The organism is Brevundimonas sp. (assembly GCF_051860745.1).
Lineage (GTDB): Bacteria > Pseudomonadota > Alphaproteobacteria > Caulobacterales > Caulobacteraceae > Brevundimonas.
The window spans coordinates 267,673-282,653 of sequence record NZ_JBHYDN010000003.1 but is presented as its reverse complement, the minus strand read 5'-3'; the positions used below and the strand labels follow the sequence as shown (position 1 = coordinate 282,653).

The 14,981-nt window shown below is 64.9% G+C and carries 12 protein-coding genes; 5 read left to right on the top strand and 7 right to left on the bottom strand.

Features of this window, described 5'->3' with window-relative positions; all coding sequences use genetic code 11:
- The first annotated feature begins 175 nt into the window (after nt 1-175).
- A complete protein-coding gene (locus ACTIEW_RS05830) occupies nt 176-1,840 on the top strand; it encodes a recombinase family protein (protein ID WP_439476965.1) in 1,665 nt (554 codons plus the stop codon).
- Between the two features lie 23 nt (nt 1,841-1,863).
- On the opposite strand, the gene qatD is transcribed toward ACTIEW_RS05830, so the two are convergent.
- Genes qatD through ACTIEW_RS05810 form a run of 4 tightly spaced genes read right to left on the bottom strand, consistent with a single transcriptional unit; the run spans nt 1,864 to nt 6,411 of the window.
- On the bottom strand, nt 1,864-2,595 hold the full coding sequence (gene qatD, locus ACTIEW_RS05825) for a Qat anti-phage system TatD family nuclease QatD (RefSeq protein ID WP_439476964.1): 732 nt from the start codon (nt 2,593-2,595) through the stop codon (nt 1,864-1,866).
- The gene (gene qatC, locus ACTIEW_RS05820) at nt 2,592-3,839 is read right to left on the bottom strand and encodes a Qat anti-phage system QueC-like protein QatC (RefSeq protein ID WP_439476963.1); all 1,248 of its coding nucleotides are present in this window, start codon (nt 3,837-3,839) and stop codon (nt 2,592-2,594) included. Before qatC ends, qatD begins: the two co-directional genes overlap by 4 nt.
- Nucleotides 3,833-4,609: a hypothetical protein gene (locus ACTIEW_RS05815; RefSeq protein ID WP_439476962.1), complete on the bottom strand. Its 777-nt coding sequence runs from the start codon at nt 4,607-4,609 to the stop codon at nt 3,833-3,835. The genes qatC and ACTIEW_RS05815 overlap by 7 nt, the downstream gene beginning before the upstream one ends.
- Nucleotides 4,610-4,653: 44 nt before the next feature.
- Nucleotides 4,654-6,411 carry a KAP family P-loop NTPase fold protein gene (locus ACTIEW_RS05810; protein ID WP_439476961.1) on the bottom strand — a complete coding sequence of 586 codons (1,758 nt, stop codon included), beginning with the start codon at nt 6,409-6,411 and terminating at the stop codon, nt 4,654-4,656.
- Between the two features lie 307 nt (nt 6,412-6,718).
- Between ACTIEW_RS05810 and ACTIEW_RS05805 the strand changes: the two genes are divergently transcribed.
- The 4 genes from ACTIEW_RS05805 (at nt 6,719) to ACTIEW_RS05790 (ending at nt 13,345) form a co-directional block, all read left to right on the top strand.
- Nucleotides 6,719-11,071, top strand: a complete 4,353-nt coding sequence (locus ACTIEW_RS05805; RefSeq protein ID WP_439476960.1) for an ATP-binding protein — start codon at nt 6,719-6,721, stop codon at nt 11,069-11,071.
- A complete protein-coding gene (locus ACTIEW_RS05800) occupies nt 11,062-12,468 on the top strand; it encodes a hypothetical protein (RefSeq protein WP_439476959.1) in 1,407 nt (468 codons plus the stop codon). The genes ACTIEW_RS05805 and ACTIEW_RS05800 overlap by 10 nt, the downstream gene beginning before the upstream one ends.
- A gap of 62 nt (nt 12,469-12,530) precedes the next feature.
- Entirely contained in the window at nt 12,531-12,929 is a 399-nt protein-coding gene (locus ACTIEW_RS05795) for a hypothetical protein (protein WP_439476958.1), read from the top strand.
- Nucleotides 12,930-13,072: 143 nt separating this feature from the next.
- Nucleotides 13,073-13,345, top strand: coding sequence for a hypothetical protein (locus tag ACTIEW_RS05790; RefSeq protein WP_439476957.1), 273 nt, complete (start codon nt 13,073-13,075; stop codon nt 13,343-13,345).
- A gap of 11 nt (nt 13,346-13,356) precedes the next feature.
- Here the strand turns inward: ACTIEW_RS05790 and ACTIEW_RS05785 are convergent, their stop codons facing one another.
- The 3 genes from ACTIEW_RS05785 to ACTIEW_RS05775 form a co-directional block, all read right to left on the bottom strand.
- Entirely contained in the window at nt 13,357-13,539 is a 183-nt protein-coding gene (locus tag ACTIEW_RS05785) for an excalibur calcium-binding domain-containing protein (RefSeq protein ID WP_439476956.1), read from the bottom strand.
- A 492-nt stretch (nt 13,540-14,031) separates the two neighbouring features.
- The gene (locus tag ACTIEW_RS05780) at nt 14,032-14,160 is read right to left on the bottom strand and encodes a hypothetical protein (protein ID WP_439476955.1); all 129 of its coding nucleotides are present in this window, start codon (nt 14,158-14,160) and stop codon (nt 14,032-14,034) included.
- A 270-nt stretch (nt 14,161-14,430) separates the two neighbouring features.
- Nucleotides 14,431-14,751, bottom strand: coding sequence for a helix-turn-helix domain-containing protein (locus ACTIEW_RS05775; RefSeq protein ID WP_439476954.1), 321 nt, complete (start codon nt 14,749-14,751; stop codon nt 14,431-14,433).
- Between the last annotated feature and the right edge of the window lie 230 nt (nt 14,752-14,981).

The window sequence follows — 14,981 nt, the reverse complement described above, 5'->3', positions numbered from 1 at the left end:
TCCGCCGTGCGCATCGGGCGCGCCCGGGCTCCAATGTCCAGGCCGGGTCGCGCGGCTGTCCCCTTGGGCGGAGTCGCGCGAAACGCCGCGGCGCCCTAGAATCTCAATTCGTCCACGACGGTTTCTGATCCTCTCGCTTGGGGAGGTCAGGGACGTCAGGGACATCCCTCTCCCTATGAAATATTTTCTCTACTGCCGGAAATCCTCGGAGGCCGAGGACCGTCAGGTCCTGTCCATCGAATCCCAGCGCGCCGATCTGGAGCGGCGGCTGTTGGCGATGCCCGAGGTCGAGGTGGTGGAGATCATCGAGGAATCGCGCAGCGCCATGACACCGGGACGCCCCCGCTTCGACGCCATGGTCGCACGGATCGAGGCGGCCGAGGCCGAGGGCATCGCCACCTGGGCTCCCGACCGTCTGGCGCGCAACTCCATCGACGGCGGACGGCTGATCTATCTGCTCGATCGCGGCGTGCTCAAGGACCTGAAATTCTCGACCTACACCTTCGAGAACAATTCGCAGGGCAAATTCATGCTACAGATCATGTTCGGCCAGTCGAAATACTATTCCGACGCCCTGTCCGAAAACGTCAAACGCGGCAACCGCACCAAGCTCGAAAACGGCTGGCGACCCAACCGCGCCCCGCTCGGCTACCGCAACGACCGCGCCACCCGCACCATCGTCGCCGACCCGGTGTATTTCCCGCTGATCGAGGGCCTGTTCCAGCTGGTCGCGAACCGGGGGTGCAGTATCCGCGAAGCGACGCGGATCGCTCGCGACGACTGGGGCTTCGTCACCCCGCCCGCACACGGCAAGCCGGGTGTCCCACTGCCCGACAGCACGGCCCACCGCATCGTCACCGATCCGTTCTATACCGGCGTCATAGTCTGGGACGGGCGCACCTGGCCCGGCAAACATCCGCCGGCGGTGCGGCTCGAGACTTTCGAACGACTACAGGCGGCGTTGCGCTGGACACCCTCGATCCGTCCGACCACGGAGGTCCCCTATCGCGGCCTGATTCAGTGCGGCCGGTGCGGCCGCGCCGTCACCGCCGAACACAAACAGAAGCGCGCGCGCCGCTATCTCTACTATCACTGCGCCCGCCGAAAGCTCGGTGATCGCTGCCCGGAGCCGTCGGTCGAGGCCAAGGCCCTTGACGGCCAGATCATGGACTTCCTGCGCACGCTCCAAATGGAGCCGGGGCTTCACGATCTGATCCTGACTTCGTTCGAACGACGGGATCACGAACTGGCGCGCCTGAACAGCACCCACCGCGCCACGCTCGCGGCGGCGCTCCGCGACGTCGACCGGCAGGCGGACGAGCTCACGACATTGAAACTGCGCGGCCAGCTGACCGACGCCGAGTTCACGGCCCAACGCGGCCGTCTCGACGCCGAACGCCGCGAAATCACCGCGCGGCTGCAGACCGCCCAGGAAGGTGCAACAGGGATCGAACCCCTCCGCGATCTCCTGCGGGTCAGCAATCAGGCCGCGGATTGGTTTTCGCGCGCCGACGGGGAGGAAAAACGGATGATCCTGAAATTGGTGGGATCGAACCCCACCCTGGCGGGCAAAAAACTCAGCATTCAGGCCGCGATTCCGTTCGTCGAAGTCGCCAAAATGAACGCCTGTCCCAGTCTGCTGGCGGACTGGGATGCGGATCGAAACGGGGCATTCTGCGCACTCGTAGAGGCCATGGATCAAATCCCGAAGCGTGATGAGTTCATGCGGCAGCTGCGGGAGGCGTGTGCGTACTTCGAGGAAGGCTTAACAGGGGTGATCAACGTCCCCAAAGTCCCCAACGTCCCCAAGCGGCGGACGACGCGAGACAAAATCCGCTGAGCGTCCAAACACGCAGCAACTGTTCAGGCGAGGTCGGAGAAGTTCCGGAAGTTTGTCATCAATCGTGTCTGGGTGTCAGACACAGAGAGGTTCCAAAGGCTCGCGAGCGGACTCACGACGCGCCAGGCGTCCCACGGGTCTGCGGATCGGCCTTCCACCATCCCGAACGGGCCGTCGGATTCCGGGAGCACGCGGTCTTGAGGCATCAAGGCAGCGGTTGCCAAGCCTCTCGCGCTCGTCAGCATGGCGGGACCGACGGAGAACCATGCGCCCAACCGGACAGCCCGTTCCATTTGCCGGCTGCTGCCGAGATACCAGTGCAACACGAAGGTTCCGGCCTTGGGGTTCTGTTCGAGGGCGTCCAGAACGGCGCCCGTGGCGCCCCGGCTGTGTATGGTCAGCTTTCTTCCGCCCGCCGCCGCACACAGGCGAAGGATTTTCGTAAAAACCTCTCTCTGCAAGTCCAGCGAGGCGCGATGGGGCGCCGAGCCGTCCAGGCCCACCTCGCCGACATAGTCGGTCATCGGTAGCAGGGTTTCGAACAGGTTCATCTCGCCGGCGCGACGGGCCACCAACTCCGGATGAAGACCCAGTGCTGTGCGAATTCTTCGGCTGTTCGCCGCGAGTTTTTGGGTTCCCTCGAAGGCGCTGGGGGTTGTCGTGACCGACAGGACATAGAGACCCCGACGCTCGCATTCGGTCACGACCGCGGCGGGATCGTCATAGAGATCAAGATGGCAGTGGAGATCGATCACGGCCAGGAAATCGGGGCGAACAAATCGCGCAGCTCGCCCAGGCCGCGCCGCACCACGTCGACATACTGCGCGCGTTCGGCGGTGTCGCGCGGCAAGGGACCCGCGGCACCGGCCCAACGCGACAGGTCGCGGGTCTTCAACTGTTCCACTGCCCAGCGCGCCGCCTGAACGTCGTCATTACGCGCGGCATCGGCCAGAAGCGGCACATGGTAGTCTGTTGCATCGGGCACGCCCGCCTTGGCGAAGGACGCGCGTCGGATCAGACAGGGCACGCAACGCCCGCACTGTCGATTGAGACGCTTCCCCTTTCCGCAGGAATAGGACAGCGATGCGAGCTGCGGCAGACGAGGGTCATCGCACTCCGCCAGCATCTCCCCCTTGGTGCGCAGGCCATAGGGGTTGTGCAGCCGAACATTCAGACCGACCGCGGCAAAGATCGATTGGAGCTCCGAGATGAAATGGGGGTGAGTCGTACGCGTGCTCAGGCTGCCGATCCGCCGGTTCGTCAGTGGAGGATTGATCGAAATCAAACCGTTTTCGGGGACCGTCAGCACGCCGCCCAACCCTTCCGCGGCTAGGGCCCCATAGGCGAAGAACAGGATCGAGCGGCCGCGGGAAGACTGCTCATACGTCTCCATTCCCCGCTCCGTGGCGCGTCCGACGAACCGATGATCCGCAAGACCGAGACGATCAGCCAGATAGGCTTGAACGGGGCCCTCTACCGGAGAGGCCTGACTCACGAGCAACGGACGCCGGCCTTCGGCCAGAAGGCCCATCGCGCCGATCAGACTGTCGAGCCCCCCCGAGAACAGGCACACGCTGTCGCGGTCGGAAAGCCTCGGCTGGAACGTCGGGGGTGCCGCGCCGCCGGCGCGAAAGGACAGGATCCAGATGTCCCCGGTCAGAAACCGGAGCGCCGCAGCTAGCCGAGGCGCGATAGCGGTCCAAGGGTCCGGCTCGACAAGCTCGACCTCCATCTCGATCATTCGGGTCCAGCCGTCGGCGGCGTCCGAACGCAGGACGAACCGATCGGCCCCGAAGACGGCCAGTGCGATCGACAGGAAATCCCAGGCCCTCGTCGTCGGCGGATGCGGCAGGGCGCGGGCCGAATGCGGCAAGCCATGCCCGACCCCCGGCATCGTCTCACGCCCGACCTGAAATAGGGCGATCGCCAGCCGGCCGGCCGCTTGGGCGGCGAGCGCGCGGGCGGCGTCCGGCGTCGCTGTGACGAGGGTGGTCACCATGTTTCCATCTCCGCCACGACCGCGCCGACGAGGCGGGAAACCAGCCCCGCCATGGCCGAAGGCGTCACCAGAGGGCCGGCGGCCTGAAGCAGCGGCGCGCCGACCGAGTCGGAAACCTCCTTCACGAGCGCGCGGATGTCGGCCTCGCGTTGGACGGCAAGCGCAGGGGGCGTGTCGCCGAAGGCCTGGCCCGCATCCCCGGCGACCTGCAGGAAGACGAGTTCAGCGGCGAAGGCGAGCGCGCCGATCATCGCCGCATTGGGGTCGATCGCCGCAGGATCGAAAGTATCCGCCCCACCGAGCACTTCTGCGAGCGCCTCGCCGACCGCCAAGCGTGCGAGGTCCTCGTCTAGGATGCCGGGCGGACAGAAGGCGTCTACGATCTGGGCGATGGCCGCCTCGACCGGCAGGCCGGCCAAGCCCCGGATATCGAGGGCGCCGGGAGCGGGACCCAGATCACTGGCCGCGCGCGCCAGGCCTGCGAGCGCGGCCCCGCCCGTACGCGCCGCCCGGGACACCCGCGCCGCGCCGGCGCGCGATCCCCCAACGCCCGTTCGGGCCCAATGGCCCAAGGCGCTACGCGCGGCCCGCCCGTCCCCCGTCCTCGCATATCGTCCCAAGGCCTTGCGAACCCCGATGAAGCGCGCCTTGGGGGCGACCTCCGCGGCGGGAGCGACAGGCGGCGTCACTGGGTTCGCCGCGGGCGTCGCCCCGTCCGGCGCCGGGGCCGTCGTCGGGGCCGGATCGGCCGCGGCCCACGGCGGGACCATCGGTCGTCCCGGGCCGGAATCGCGTTTCGATTGGGAAGTGCCCATCAGCCCTCGATTAGCTTGGCCTGCTTGAGCAGGAATTTACCGCCCTTGTGCATCTTGCCTACCTGGAGCCCGCCGATGAACGCCTTGAGCTCCGTCGCGGCCTCGACGGAGGCCTGCGACAGCAGGATTGCGCCGTGGAGGCCCGGGACCAGACCGGACCAGTCAGCCGGCCGCATGGCGTCGATGAGCTGCGACATGGCGGACCGGCGATCGGCCGTGGATAGGTTGGCTATGATCTGGGCGGCGGCCGGCGAATTGATGCTGCTCACCTTCAACAGAGCCTCGACCGCCTCCGCGGCCGCGTCGCTGAGACCGCTCCTCGACGGCGCCGGCGCCATGACGTCCCGGCTCAGGAAGACCGCTGGGCGCAGATCCTTCGGGTCCTTGAAAAGCGGCTCCATTCGGCGCCACTGCTCGATGAATTCGACATGGCCAGTCCAGACCGGCGGCAAGGGCGGCCCGGGCGTCTCTGTTTCGGGTGCCGCGAGGATCCCGTGAGGATCGTCACCGTCCATGATGACCCGAAACAGAGCCAGCGTGGCCGGGCCGTCAGTACAGCGCTCGAACACGGCGAGCTTGGCCAAGGTGGCGAAATCGACATTCATCTCGCGATGCGCGGCCAGGACGCGGCGCAGCGAGACCGCGTTCAACAGCCGTTTGACGATGCGCGGATTGCCTTGGACGTTCGGTGCCCATGCGAGGATAGGCGCCAATCGATCGGCCATCGACAGTTTGTCGAGGAGGTCCGGCGCACCGCCTGCGAGCGCGAAGATTTCTAGCTTGTCGATGCCGTCGCCGGCCCACGCGCCCTGGAGCGCCTTCAGCAGACGCGCCTGGACGACAGCCAGTTTGTCCGGGGCAGCCTCGGCCACGAACAGGGAATACATATAGGCGCGAAGATCCTCGGGCCCCACCTGCGGCACGCGCAGCGGAACTTGGATCACCTTGTCCAGGTAGTCCCGCACATGGGCGACGTTGGGATCGCTGAAATGCCGCGCCACGGAGTGTCTGATCATGTCCTCGTCCGCGGCGATGACGAACGCCGTTCGCGGCATGAACAGGAACAGCCGCACCGCCTCAAGAGTACTGATGGCGACGTCCGGCAGACACCGGTCGAGGTTGTCGATGAAGACGATCAGGGTCGTGTCCAACCCCTCGAGCAGTTCACCGAACTCGCGCCGGAAGGCGGCGATTTCCTCCGGCGGAGTACGGGTGGTCTCGGGCCGGATCAGGTCGCTGAGGGCCTTTTTCGCGCCGACTGCGTCGGTCTTGAGCTCGCCGTAGCTCTCAGCGCTGACCTCGCCCCCGGACACGATGGACGAGACCGCGGCCCCTGCCCGGGTCATCAGGCCGGGTGGGATCCCCAGCGCCATTCCGATGCCGAAATCGGCGATAAGGCCCAGACCTCGGAAATAGTTGATGCGGCCAGCGAACGACTTCGCCTTGTCGACAAGCGTCTTCTTCGATTCCGCCAGACGCAGGAGATCGGTCGAGATGACCTCCATAAGCGCCGCCTTGGCGTCGTCGAGCCCCTGATAGAGCCAGGCGTCGAAATGGACGATCAGCGGCGCGCCCGGCCCCTCACGCGGAATGCGCCCCTCGACCAGCGTCAGCACCGTCGATTTGCCCGTGCCCCAGCCGCCGAAGACGCCGATGGATATCGGCAGGAGGTCAGGCGTCGTCGCCAGCGTGGCGACCTGGTCGGCCAGCTCCGTGAAGTTTAGAAAATCGTCTTTCGACTCACTGTCGCGCCACATACCGAAACCTTAACATGACAATGTTCGTCCGTACGCACCCGCACCCGCGACTACGGAAGCGTCCGGATCGAAATGACGGCGCGAGTAAGGACGGCCGCTCAGGCGCTAGCCGCTGTGAAGGGGTTGGAGGGTCGGAAACCGACCCCGTCCCGACATGAAGACGGCACACCTTAGGCGTGCTCGCCGCACTCTAGAAGATTATCGTTTGCCAAGATGGTCTAGTAGTCAGCCACGAGGGAAACCCGTCATAGTCGCGACTTTGGTCAGATCGAGGGACCGCCAGAGTCCGGCCCAGTCAGCGGAATGTGTGAGCGACAAGCGTATGGGTCACAACTACAAGCCTACGACCATCACCCGTATCGGGTTCGAGTACCAAGATCTCGTGGCCATCGAGACGCTTCTCGCGTTCTATCGGGAGCCTGACCGGTATCAGTGGGTTGAGATCGAGGCGTCCGAGCCCTCCTTCAAGGCCGTGGACGACGTGGTCGCCTGCTTGGCAGATGGTCGCTACGAACTGACCCAGGTCAAGTTCGCCGTCGATCCTGATAATCCCGACACGGCCCTCGATTGGGACTGGCTCCTCGTCAAAAAACCGAAGGGCAAATCCCTCCTCCAGCACTGGTCGGACGGGGTGGTTCCCCACGTCGGCGCTGGGCAGCTGGCGAGCGCTCAGCTGAAAACCGACCGCAAGCCGGATTCGACCTTCGCCGGCTGCTTGGTCGGTCATCGGGTCGACTACGCCAAGGTCCCGCCGGAGGTCCAGGCCAGGATCGAGGCGCAGCTCGGTTCAGCCTCGTCGGCGTGTACCTTCTTCGCCAATTTCGATTTCATGCACTCCCAGCCGGTGTTGGAGAATCTCGAAGCCGCGCTTTGGGCCCGTATATCGTCCGATACGGATCGCGCCGGTTTCGCGCTCTTCCAGCGACAGGTCCAGCTCTGGGCGACGCAGAAAAACTGGCCGCATCCGGACGGCAAAATCCGCCATGTCCATTTGCAGCAAGCCTTCTCCACCGAGAGAGCCAAACCCCTGCCGCAGGGGTTCAAGGTGCCCGCCGACTACAGGGCTCCCGACGCCGATTTCGCCGACCAGTTTTCATCGCGCGTGCGCGGCGAGGACGGGATCACCGTTCTCTGGGCCCCGCCCGGCCGAGGCAAGAGCACCTTCCTCAGTCACTTCACGTCCTCGCTGGATCCGGAGCAGATCGTCTGCATTCGTCACCACTACTTCCTCAGCCTGGATGACCGGTCCGAAGGCCGGTTCCACGTCCAGGCCATAGCTCGCTCGCTGGAGTCCCAGCTCGAGGAAGCCATCCCGGACCTGAATGTGCAGCGCCGCAGCGTCGGCGAGATGATCGAGCAGGCGACGCAGCACATCGTCCGCGAGGGCAAACGTCTCATCGTCATCATCGACGGCCTGGACCATGTCTGGCGCGAAGGCCGGTCCCAGGAACACACCGAAGAGTTGTTCAACGCCCTCATTCCTGTCGTACCGGGCATGCATCTGGTCGTCGGAACCCAGAAGATTGCCGAGGCGCATCTTCCCGCCCGGCTCCTCGCCGCCGCGCCGACGCCGGACTGGGTCGAACTGCCCCTCATGAACCGCCCCGCCGTTCACGCCTGGGTCCGGTCCCAGCACAAGGCGGGAAGGCTGAACCTCTTCAAATGGCCTCATCAGGCAACGGCGAAGGCGCTCGCCGAGGTCTCGGACGCCTTCGCCGACATTTCGGGCGGTCTGCCACTGCATCTGATCTATTCGTTCGAGGCGGCCGCGCGCTCGGGCGAGGAGGTCACGGCCGACACGGTCCGGGCGCTTCCCGCCTGTCCGACCGGCGACATCCGGGACTATTACGCAACCTTCCTCATGAAGCTGTCGCCGAGGGGCAAGGCCATCCTCCACGTTTTGGCCGGGCTCGACTTCGCCCCGCCGCCCTTCGCCCTGAACAGCTGTTTCGGAGTGGACGACCAGAGCATCCTGGGCCTGACGGAGGTCGGTCATCTTCTGGATTTCCGCGAGATGGAGGTCCGTCCTTTCCACGGCAGCCTGTTCGCCTTCCTCCAGGACGCCGGCGATCACGACGCCCTGTTCATGGCCAACAGCGCGCCCACCCTGGCTTGGCTCGAGGGCGAAGCGCCGCCCTACTGGCGCGAGGCTTGGCTCTGGATCACCCAGGCCCGACGCGGAGATGTGCAAAACCTCATCCAGAAACCGACGCGAGACTGGGCCCTGGCGTTTGTGGCGGCGGGATATCCGATCGACCGCATGATTAACGTCTTGGACCATGCGGAGACAGCGTCCTTCGACGCCTTCGATCTGGCGGCCGTGGCGCGTCACCGCATGGTGAAGACCCGCGCCCTGAACAGTCGGGATCTGCTCAATGAGGAGCTTTCCCAAGTCTGGCACATCGCCGCGAACCTGAGCGGCGACCCGTTCGTGCCCGCGGTTCTTCGAGCCGATCTGCCCAATCTTCCACCCCAGCTCATCCCCGCTCTCGTGCAGATGACGGATGCGAGCCAAAGGTCCGACCTCGTGGAGCGCGCCATCGCCGAACTGAATGGGCGGCTCACCCAGAGCGGCCGCGAAGAACACGTCAGCAACGACCGGCAGGGGGAGCTCGCGAGGGCCGTTGTTTCGGTCGTCGCCGTTTGCGACAAGGCGCCGGTCAAGCGCGTGCTCGCCTTCGCCAGGCGGACGGGAGACCCGGATTCCATCGTCGCGGCCTTTGCGCAAAGCGCCCGGCTCGTCGGGTCCCCGGAGCTGGTGTTCGAGATCGCCAGGACGTTCAACGGTCCCGAGTTCGACCAAGAGCTCTTCGTCGCCCTCTGTCTCGAAGGTTTGTCGCCGTCCGCCAAGGCCCCGTTGAAAGGTGCGAAACACCCGGCGATCCGCTGTCTGGCGCTTGCCAAGGGAGACAAGCTCAAGGGAAGCTACGCCGGTCGGGACCTTGCAGGTCTGTTCAAAGGCGCCGACGGTCCCGAGGATCGGTTCCAGACCGACGTCCGCGGCATGCTCTACCGGGCCTTCATGTCCGCCCTCGCAGCGGGTCTTGCCGGCAAGAAGGTCAAGGGATGGGTGAAGATTCCCGATCACGCCGCGAGAAGCTGGCTGGCCGGAGCCGCCCGCGCGTTCGAGGCGCTCGCGCAACGGATCGCCACGAGCTGGACAGGGACGAAGCGCTGGCCAACCCTGGGCGAAGTCTTCGACTGGTATGGACCTCTGCGCGATCAGGGTCAGGGTTTCGACGCCAACAGCCGCTTCATCGCCGTTCGCCTTGCGTTGATCGACGCCGCATTCGACATCTGCCTGATCGGGCGCGGCCTCGACGCCGCCTGCGTGATCGATGCGGCCGCGCTCGCACAGGCCCGGGCTTCCGTCCTGTGGCTTGACGAACTATGGCTCGCGAAGCTGACCACGCGCAGAGTCGCCCTGCATGACACGGTCAGCGCCGAAGCGTTTCTGACGGCCAGCATCGCGGATCTTGCAGGGCGCGTGACCGAGTTCCATGAGCGCGCAGACGCGTTCGGGAAGATGGCGTTGGCCGCCAACGACCACGCCCTGCCGGCGATCGCTTCCGACGCGCTGCAAAGGTCGGTGGATTGCCTCCTCGGATATGGTTGGCGCAAGGACCCCTTCGCCTCGGAAGTTCTCGACGCCCTGGAGATGATGATCGACGCCGGCGACGCCGATGCGAAGGTCACCCTTTTGGATCTGGCGGGCGCCTTCCACCGCCTCACGGACTATACGGACGGCAAGGGCACGACCCACATCAGAAGCAGCTACTACGAGGCCGTCGCAAAATACTATCCGGAGAAGGCGGCCGCCATCCTCGCGGACCTGACCCGGGCTGAGGACTGGCACTACGCCGAGGATCTCTACAAATCGCTCGCCGCGCTCGAGTGGTCGCACGGAGCCGAAGGGGCCGCACTCCTGTCAACCTACATCATGCCGGATGAAAGGGCCGCAGTTGAAAAGGTCGAGGCCTTGGCCTCCGTGGCGGATCAACTTCGGCGCAAGGTGGGGCCCAGCGCTAATCCTCCTCCCGCGACCGACGAAAGCGCCTCGGCCGTTGCCGCGACCGACACTCCGGCCCCTGAGCCGGGCGACTATCCGCCCGGGAAGCTGGCGGCCCTCATCGACGAGCGCAATCGGCTCCACATCTACAACAGTTCCCGCTCGCCGATCAGAGACTGGCTCGCCTATTGGGACGGGCAAGGACGAGGCGTCGACGCGCTCGCTGATCTGGAGCAGCGCCTGAGCCAGACCCGCCTGCATATCGACATCGACAGCGGCCTGGACTCGGCCACCGACTTGGCGGCCAAGGTCCACGGCCGTAGCGAGGCGTTTAAATGGCTGATCCGCGCCCACATCGTCCGTTATGGCTGGCACAGCTTCTTCACCAGCAGCAAGGAAGCGGAGGCGCGGCTCGATGTCGTCGCTCGCGACTACAAGGCGCGCTGGAAGGAGTTCGTTCGCGAGACGAGCAAGCCCGCGCTCGATCTGAGGGAGAGCAAGAACGGTGTGGTCATCGGCCTCACCCGGCTCATCTATTTCTTCCTGAAGCTGGGCGAGTTCGAACTCGCCCAGGCGCACACGGCCGTCATGGTGGAGACCTTCCGGGCGGAACTGTCGCAACAGCCCGTGGAGCGACCGCCATGGGCCTGACCCCGCCCGCCCTTGACGTCCTCTTGACCCGGCTCCTGTGGCCGGTGCCGCGCGTTCGTCTGGAAGCCGCGAGGGCCATCGCCGGCCTGATCCGCAGCGGCAATCGAAATGCCGGCGACGGCCTGCTCAACTGGATCAGCGAACGGACGTACGAAAGCGAAACGGTTCTAGGCCTAAACATCATCGAGGCGTTCGACCTCGCGCCGCATTTCGAGTTCGCCCGGGTCCGGGACGCCGTCACAGCCCCCTCTCATCTGTCCGACTGGATCCTGAAGGCGAACTTCCATCAGGAAGCAGGGCTCTTTCCCTTCAGATACGCCTATGCGCCGCCCGGAGACGCACCGCTCTCGGACCGGATCCGGGCCACGTTTTCCGCCTTCAACGGCGTCCCCCAGATGTTCCAATCCCACTTGGAGCATCTTGAGGAAATGTCCTCATTGCCCTTCCTAAATCGCTGGCGGCATGAGTGGGAATGGCTGCAGGTCGATGATCATCGCGGCATGGGTGACCCGTCCTACTTCTTCCACGGAGATCGCGAGAAGACCGGACAGTTCGACTTCCAGGACCGAGAAACCTATGTCTCTGCCTATCTGCGAACGCTCGCCTTCGCAGCGGCCGAATGGGGACTTCCCCACGACATGGCGGAACAGCATTCTCGCGCAGGGCTGACCCTGAACCGGGGTCTCGCCGGCGTGGAGCCGATCTCACGCCCGACCTGGTCCGACGGCATCATCCCCGGGGACCGCGACCTCAAACGTCTCGCGGCGGATATCTGGGACGCGGCCGCTTCGGACGTGCCGGACGACGACAGCCTGTCCGCCTTGAGGGCGGTGGAGGTCGTCGGGTCCGGCTACGCCGTGTTCGAATTCGATCGGGTCACCGCCGCGACGGCGACCTTCGTGGAGGGAGCGTCGCCGTCGGGGCGGCCTTGGTCCTATCTTGCGAACCCAGCGCGCTACGAGGGCGGCCTCTACCCGGGCGAGGATGCTGACGAGGGCAAGGCGGCCGCCAGAAAAATCTGTTCGACCACCATGGTGTTCGATGTCGGCCGTGGATCGGTAGAACTCGTCACCCACGTCCATATGCCCTCGCCGCGCATCAGCGCTCTTCCCTTCAGCGTGGATTGCGCCAGCGATCACATGGACATCCGGACGGACGACGAAGTCATTGCGTCGTGGCGGCACTGGTACGCGGACTGGGACCCGACGTCGCCGCGCGAGGTCCGCGGTCTGGTGGGGTTCGCGACCACGGTGAAGTCGTCCGTCATTGAACGATATTGCGAACGCCACGCCGTGCAGCAGGGCGTCTGGTGCAAGGTGACGTGGGGCGCGAGGGAGTACAGCTACGGTGAATGGAAATCTCAGTCAGCTGGCATATGGATCGCGCCAACGGTCTGATGTTACTCGCGGGAATCTCTTGGTTCACCGGACCCGCTGACGGAGAGACCAAGGAGGTACCTGTGTCGACCTGGATCACCGAGCCTGAGGCCGCTTACTTCAATGCGCTATGGAGCCGTCGCGGCAGCGCGCGGGTCGTTGAACTACAGGACGTGACGTTCAGGAACGGTGACCGACCAGCCCGTCACAACTGTCATGGCAATGCCGCGCGGTGGGCCGCGGAAACTCCAGACGTCGTTCCGATCCACGGCTGGTTAATCGAGGCTGACGATGGTCACTATCTTCGACTCGTCGCGCATTCGTTACTCGAGCATGCGGGTGCAGGTTGGTTCGACATTACGCCGCTCGAACCCTTCCGGCCGCGCTTCCTGGTTCATAAGGGATCGGCCGAGGCATTCTTTGCCTTCCTCCCACGCTTCAATGTGGTCCCTTGGCCGCTCGACCCAAGCGTACCCCGTTGAGAGACGAGCCGAATCGGAAGCGCTCGCGCCACAACCCGCCTTCCCTCTGTCCTCGCCCCTCGGCGCGAGGGACCTCCCGCCGCGCCGGCGATATCCCCTCCCCTTGCGGCGCCATTTCCCGGTCTGTGGTAGAGTCCGGGCATATGAACAAACCATACGAACTAACCGCCCAGGAGTGGGGGGAGGTGGCGGCTGTGCGGGACGTTGTTGAGGGCTGGGGGCTTGATGATGATGCTGAGGAGGTTCGGGGCGCGCTTCTGGCTAGCCTCGTCTACGGCGTCCGCTTTGACTATGTGACCGACGGTCCGGGGTATGCGGGATCGCTCTATCTCCTCAAGGGCGGGGGTGCGCCGGAGATACCGCCCATGGCCCTCGTTGAGACCGACGACGGGTTGCGGGTTGTTGAGTGGGACTAGGTGACGCGCGGTTACTCGCAGCCCACCCCGTCGCCGTCCCTATCAAGCCGCCGTGCGTATCCAGGCTCGCCTGCATAGACGGGTGCCGCGCCGGCGGCGCGTGCCGCTGAGCAGTTCTGGTAGTAGGTCGAGCTTGATGAGCGACCGGGTGACCGGCGCGTTGTCGAAGGTCCTGCGCCTCCGGAGCTCCCCATGAGAGACCGAACCGGTGCCGGCTCGGGAGTTGGGGCATCGCCAAGCAGATCAGATCGGACCCAGCAGTCTGTCGATCGATCTGCGAGGGACCAACCGTCCTGCTGCTCGACAATCCCGACGAAGTCATTCCTGTCCAACTTCTCGACGGCCGCGTCGCTCGTTGAGCGCCCTGTACGGCAGTTCGCTGAAGCCGGCTGGACGTAGCGCCACTCAGTCCGCGGGGGCACCGACGCGTTGCTTGGCGCTTCCGTGCCTGACCCAACGTCTTTGCCGCATTGGCTCACAAGACCAACCAACAGCAGAGCGGCGACAATCCACCCCCAACTCACTGCGCCTTTTGCGGCCATACTTCCCTCCCCGAGGCGTATCGCGGCTAGCGCCCGGATTGAGCGCTTAATACGCGTCGGCCAATCGATCTTCCTGCCAAGCAGGGTGGCAGGTGAAGCGAGAGGCGCGGCCCCCGCTCTATCGAGCGCGGGGCCTGACCAGTTCTACTTCTTCTTGACTTGGGTAAGTGCTGATCCTGCAGCGCTCTTGGCGGCCTTGCTCGACTTCGGATCGGCAAGGACCTTGGCCGCATTGCTCGCGGCCTTCTTTCCAGTGGTTTCGTTCTTGGCCATGGGTAGCTCCAGCTGACCGGCACTAGCGCCAGCTAGGTCACTTTGAACCGTTCCCGTCCCGTTTCAACGCACGACGGTATTCCTATCCCGGTCGGCGCGATAACCATCCCCAGACATCTCAAGCGAGATAGCGCGAGCTTGAACGATTGGCTGGAGGGCGGCCGACGAGTGCTACCGGACGCAGAGCCGAAACGCTCGCGCCACACCACGCTTTCCCTTTGTCCTCGCCGCTAGGCGCGAGGGACTTCCCGCCGCACATCTGCGGTGGCGTCAGATCTCGATTTCGTTGGGCAGCTCTGAGGCGATTGCGGCAAACAGCGCTACCGGATCAATGCCGATGCCGCGCGCAAGGACGTAGAACTCTATCAGGTCCACCCGCCGCACCCCGTTCTCAACCAACGAGATGAAGGGCTGATCCCTGCCCACGCGGCGGGCCAGCTCAACCTGGCTCACGCCAGCGCCCTTTCGGGCAGCAACTAGGGTCCGCAGAAAAATCGCGTACGCATCCGAGAACACTGACTTGGGCATGAGGCTGGCACCGAGAACCAGCTCTTCCGCTATATGTGGATCTTTGATATGTGAGAATCGCATATTCGATCCTCACATGGAGAGGCCCGATGAGAGTTCTGAGTGCTATTGCTGCAGGGTCGATGTTGCTCGCTTCCTGTTCAGATCGAGACAGCGCGACCCCTTCCCAACCGACTGCCGAAGCGTCTGCTCCGAACGAGACCCCCAGCCCGAACGGGCGGGTTGTCGGCGTTGCCTATGTCGAAATGAGCGGCAGGGTCGTCGTTGTGCGAGAATATCCGGATGGCGCTCTG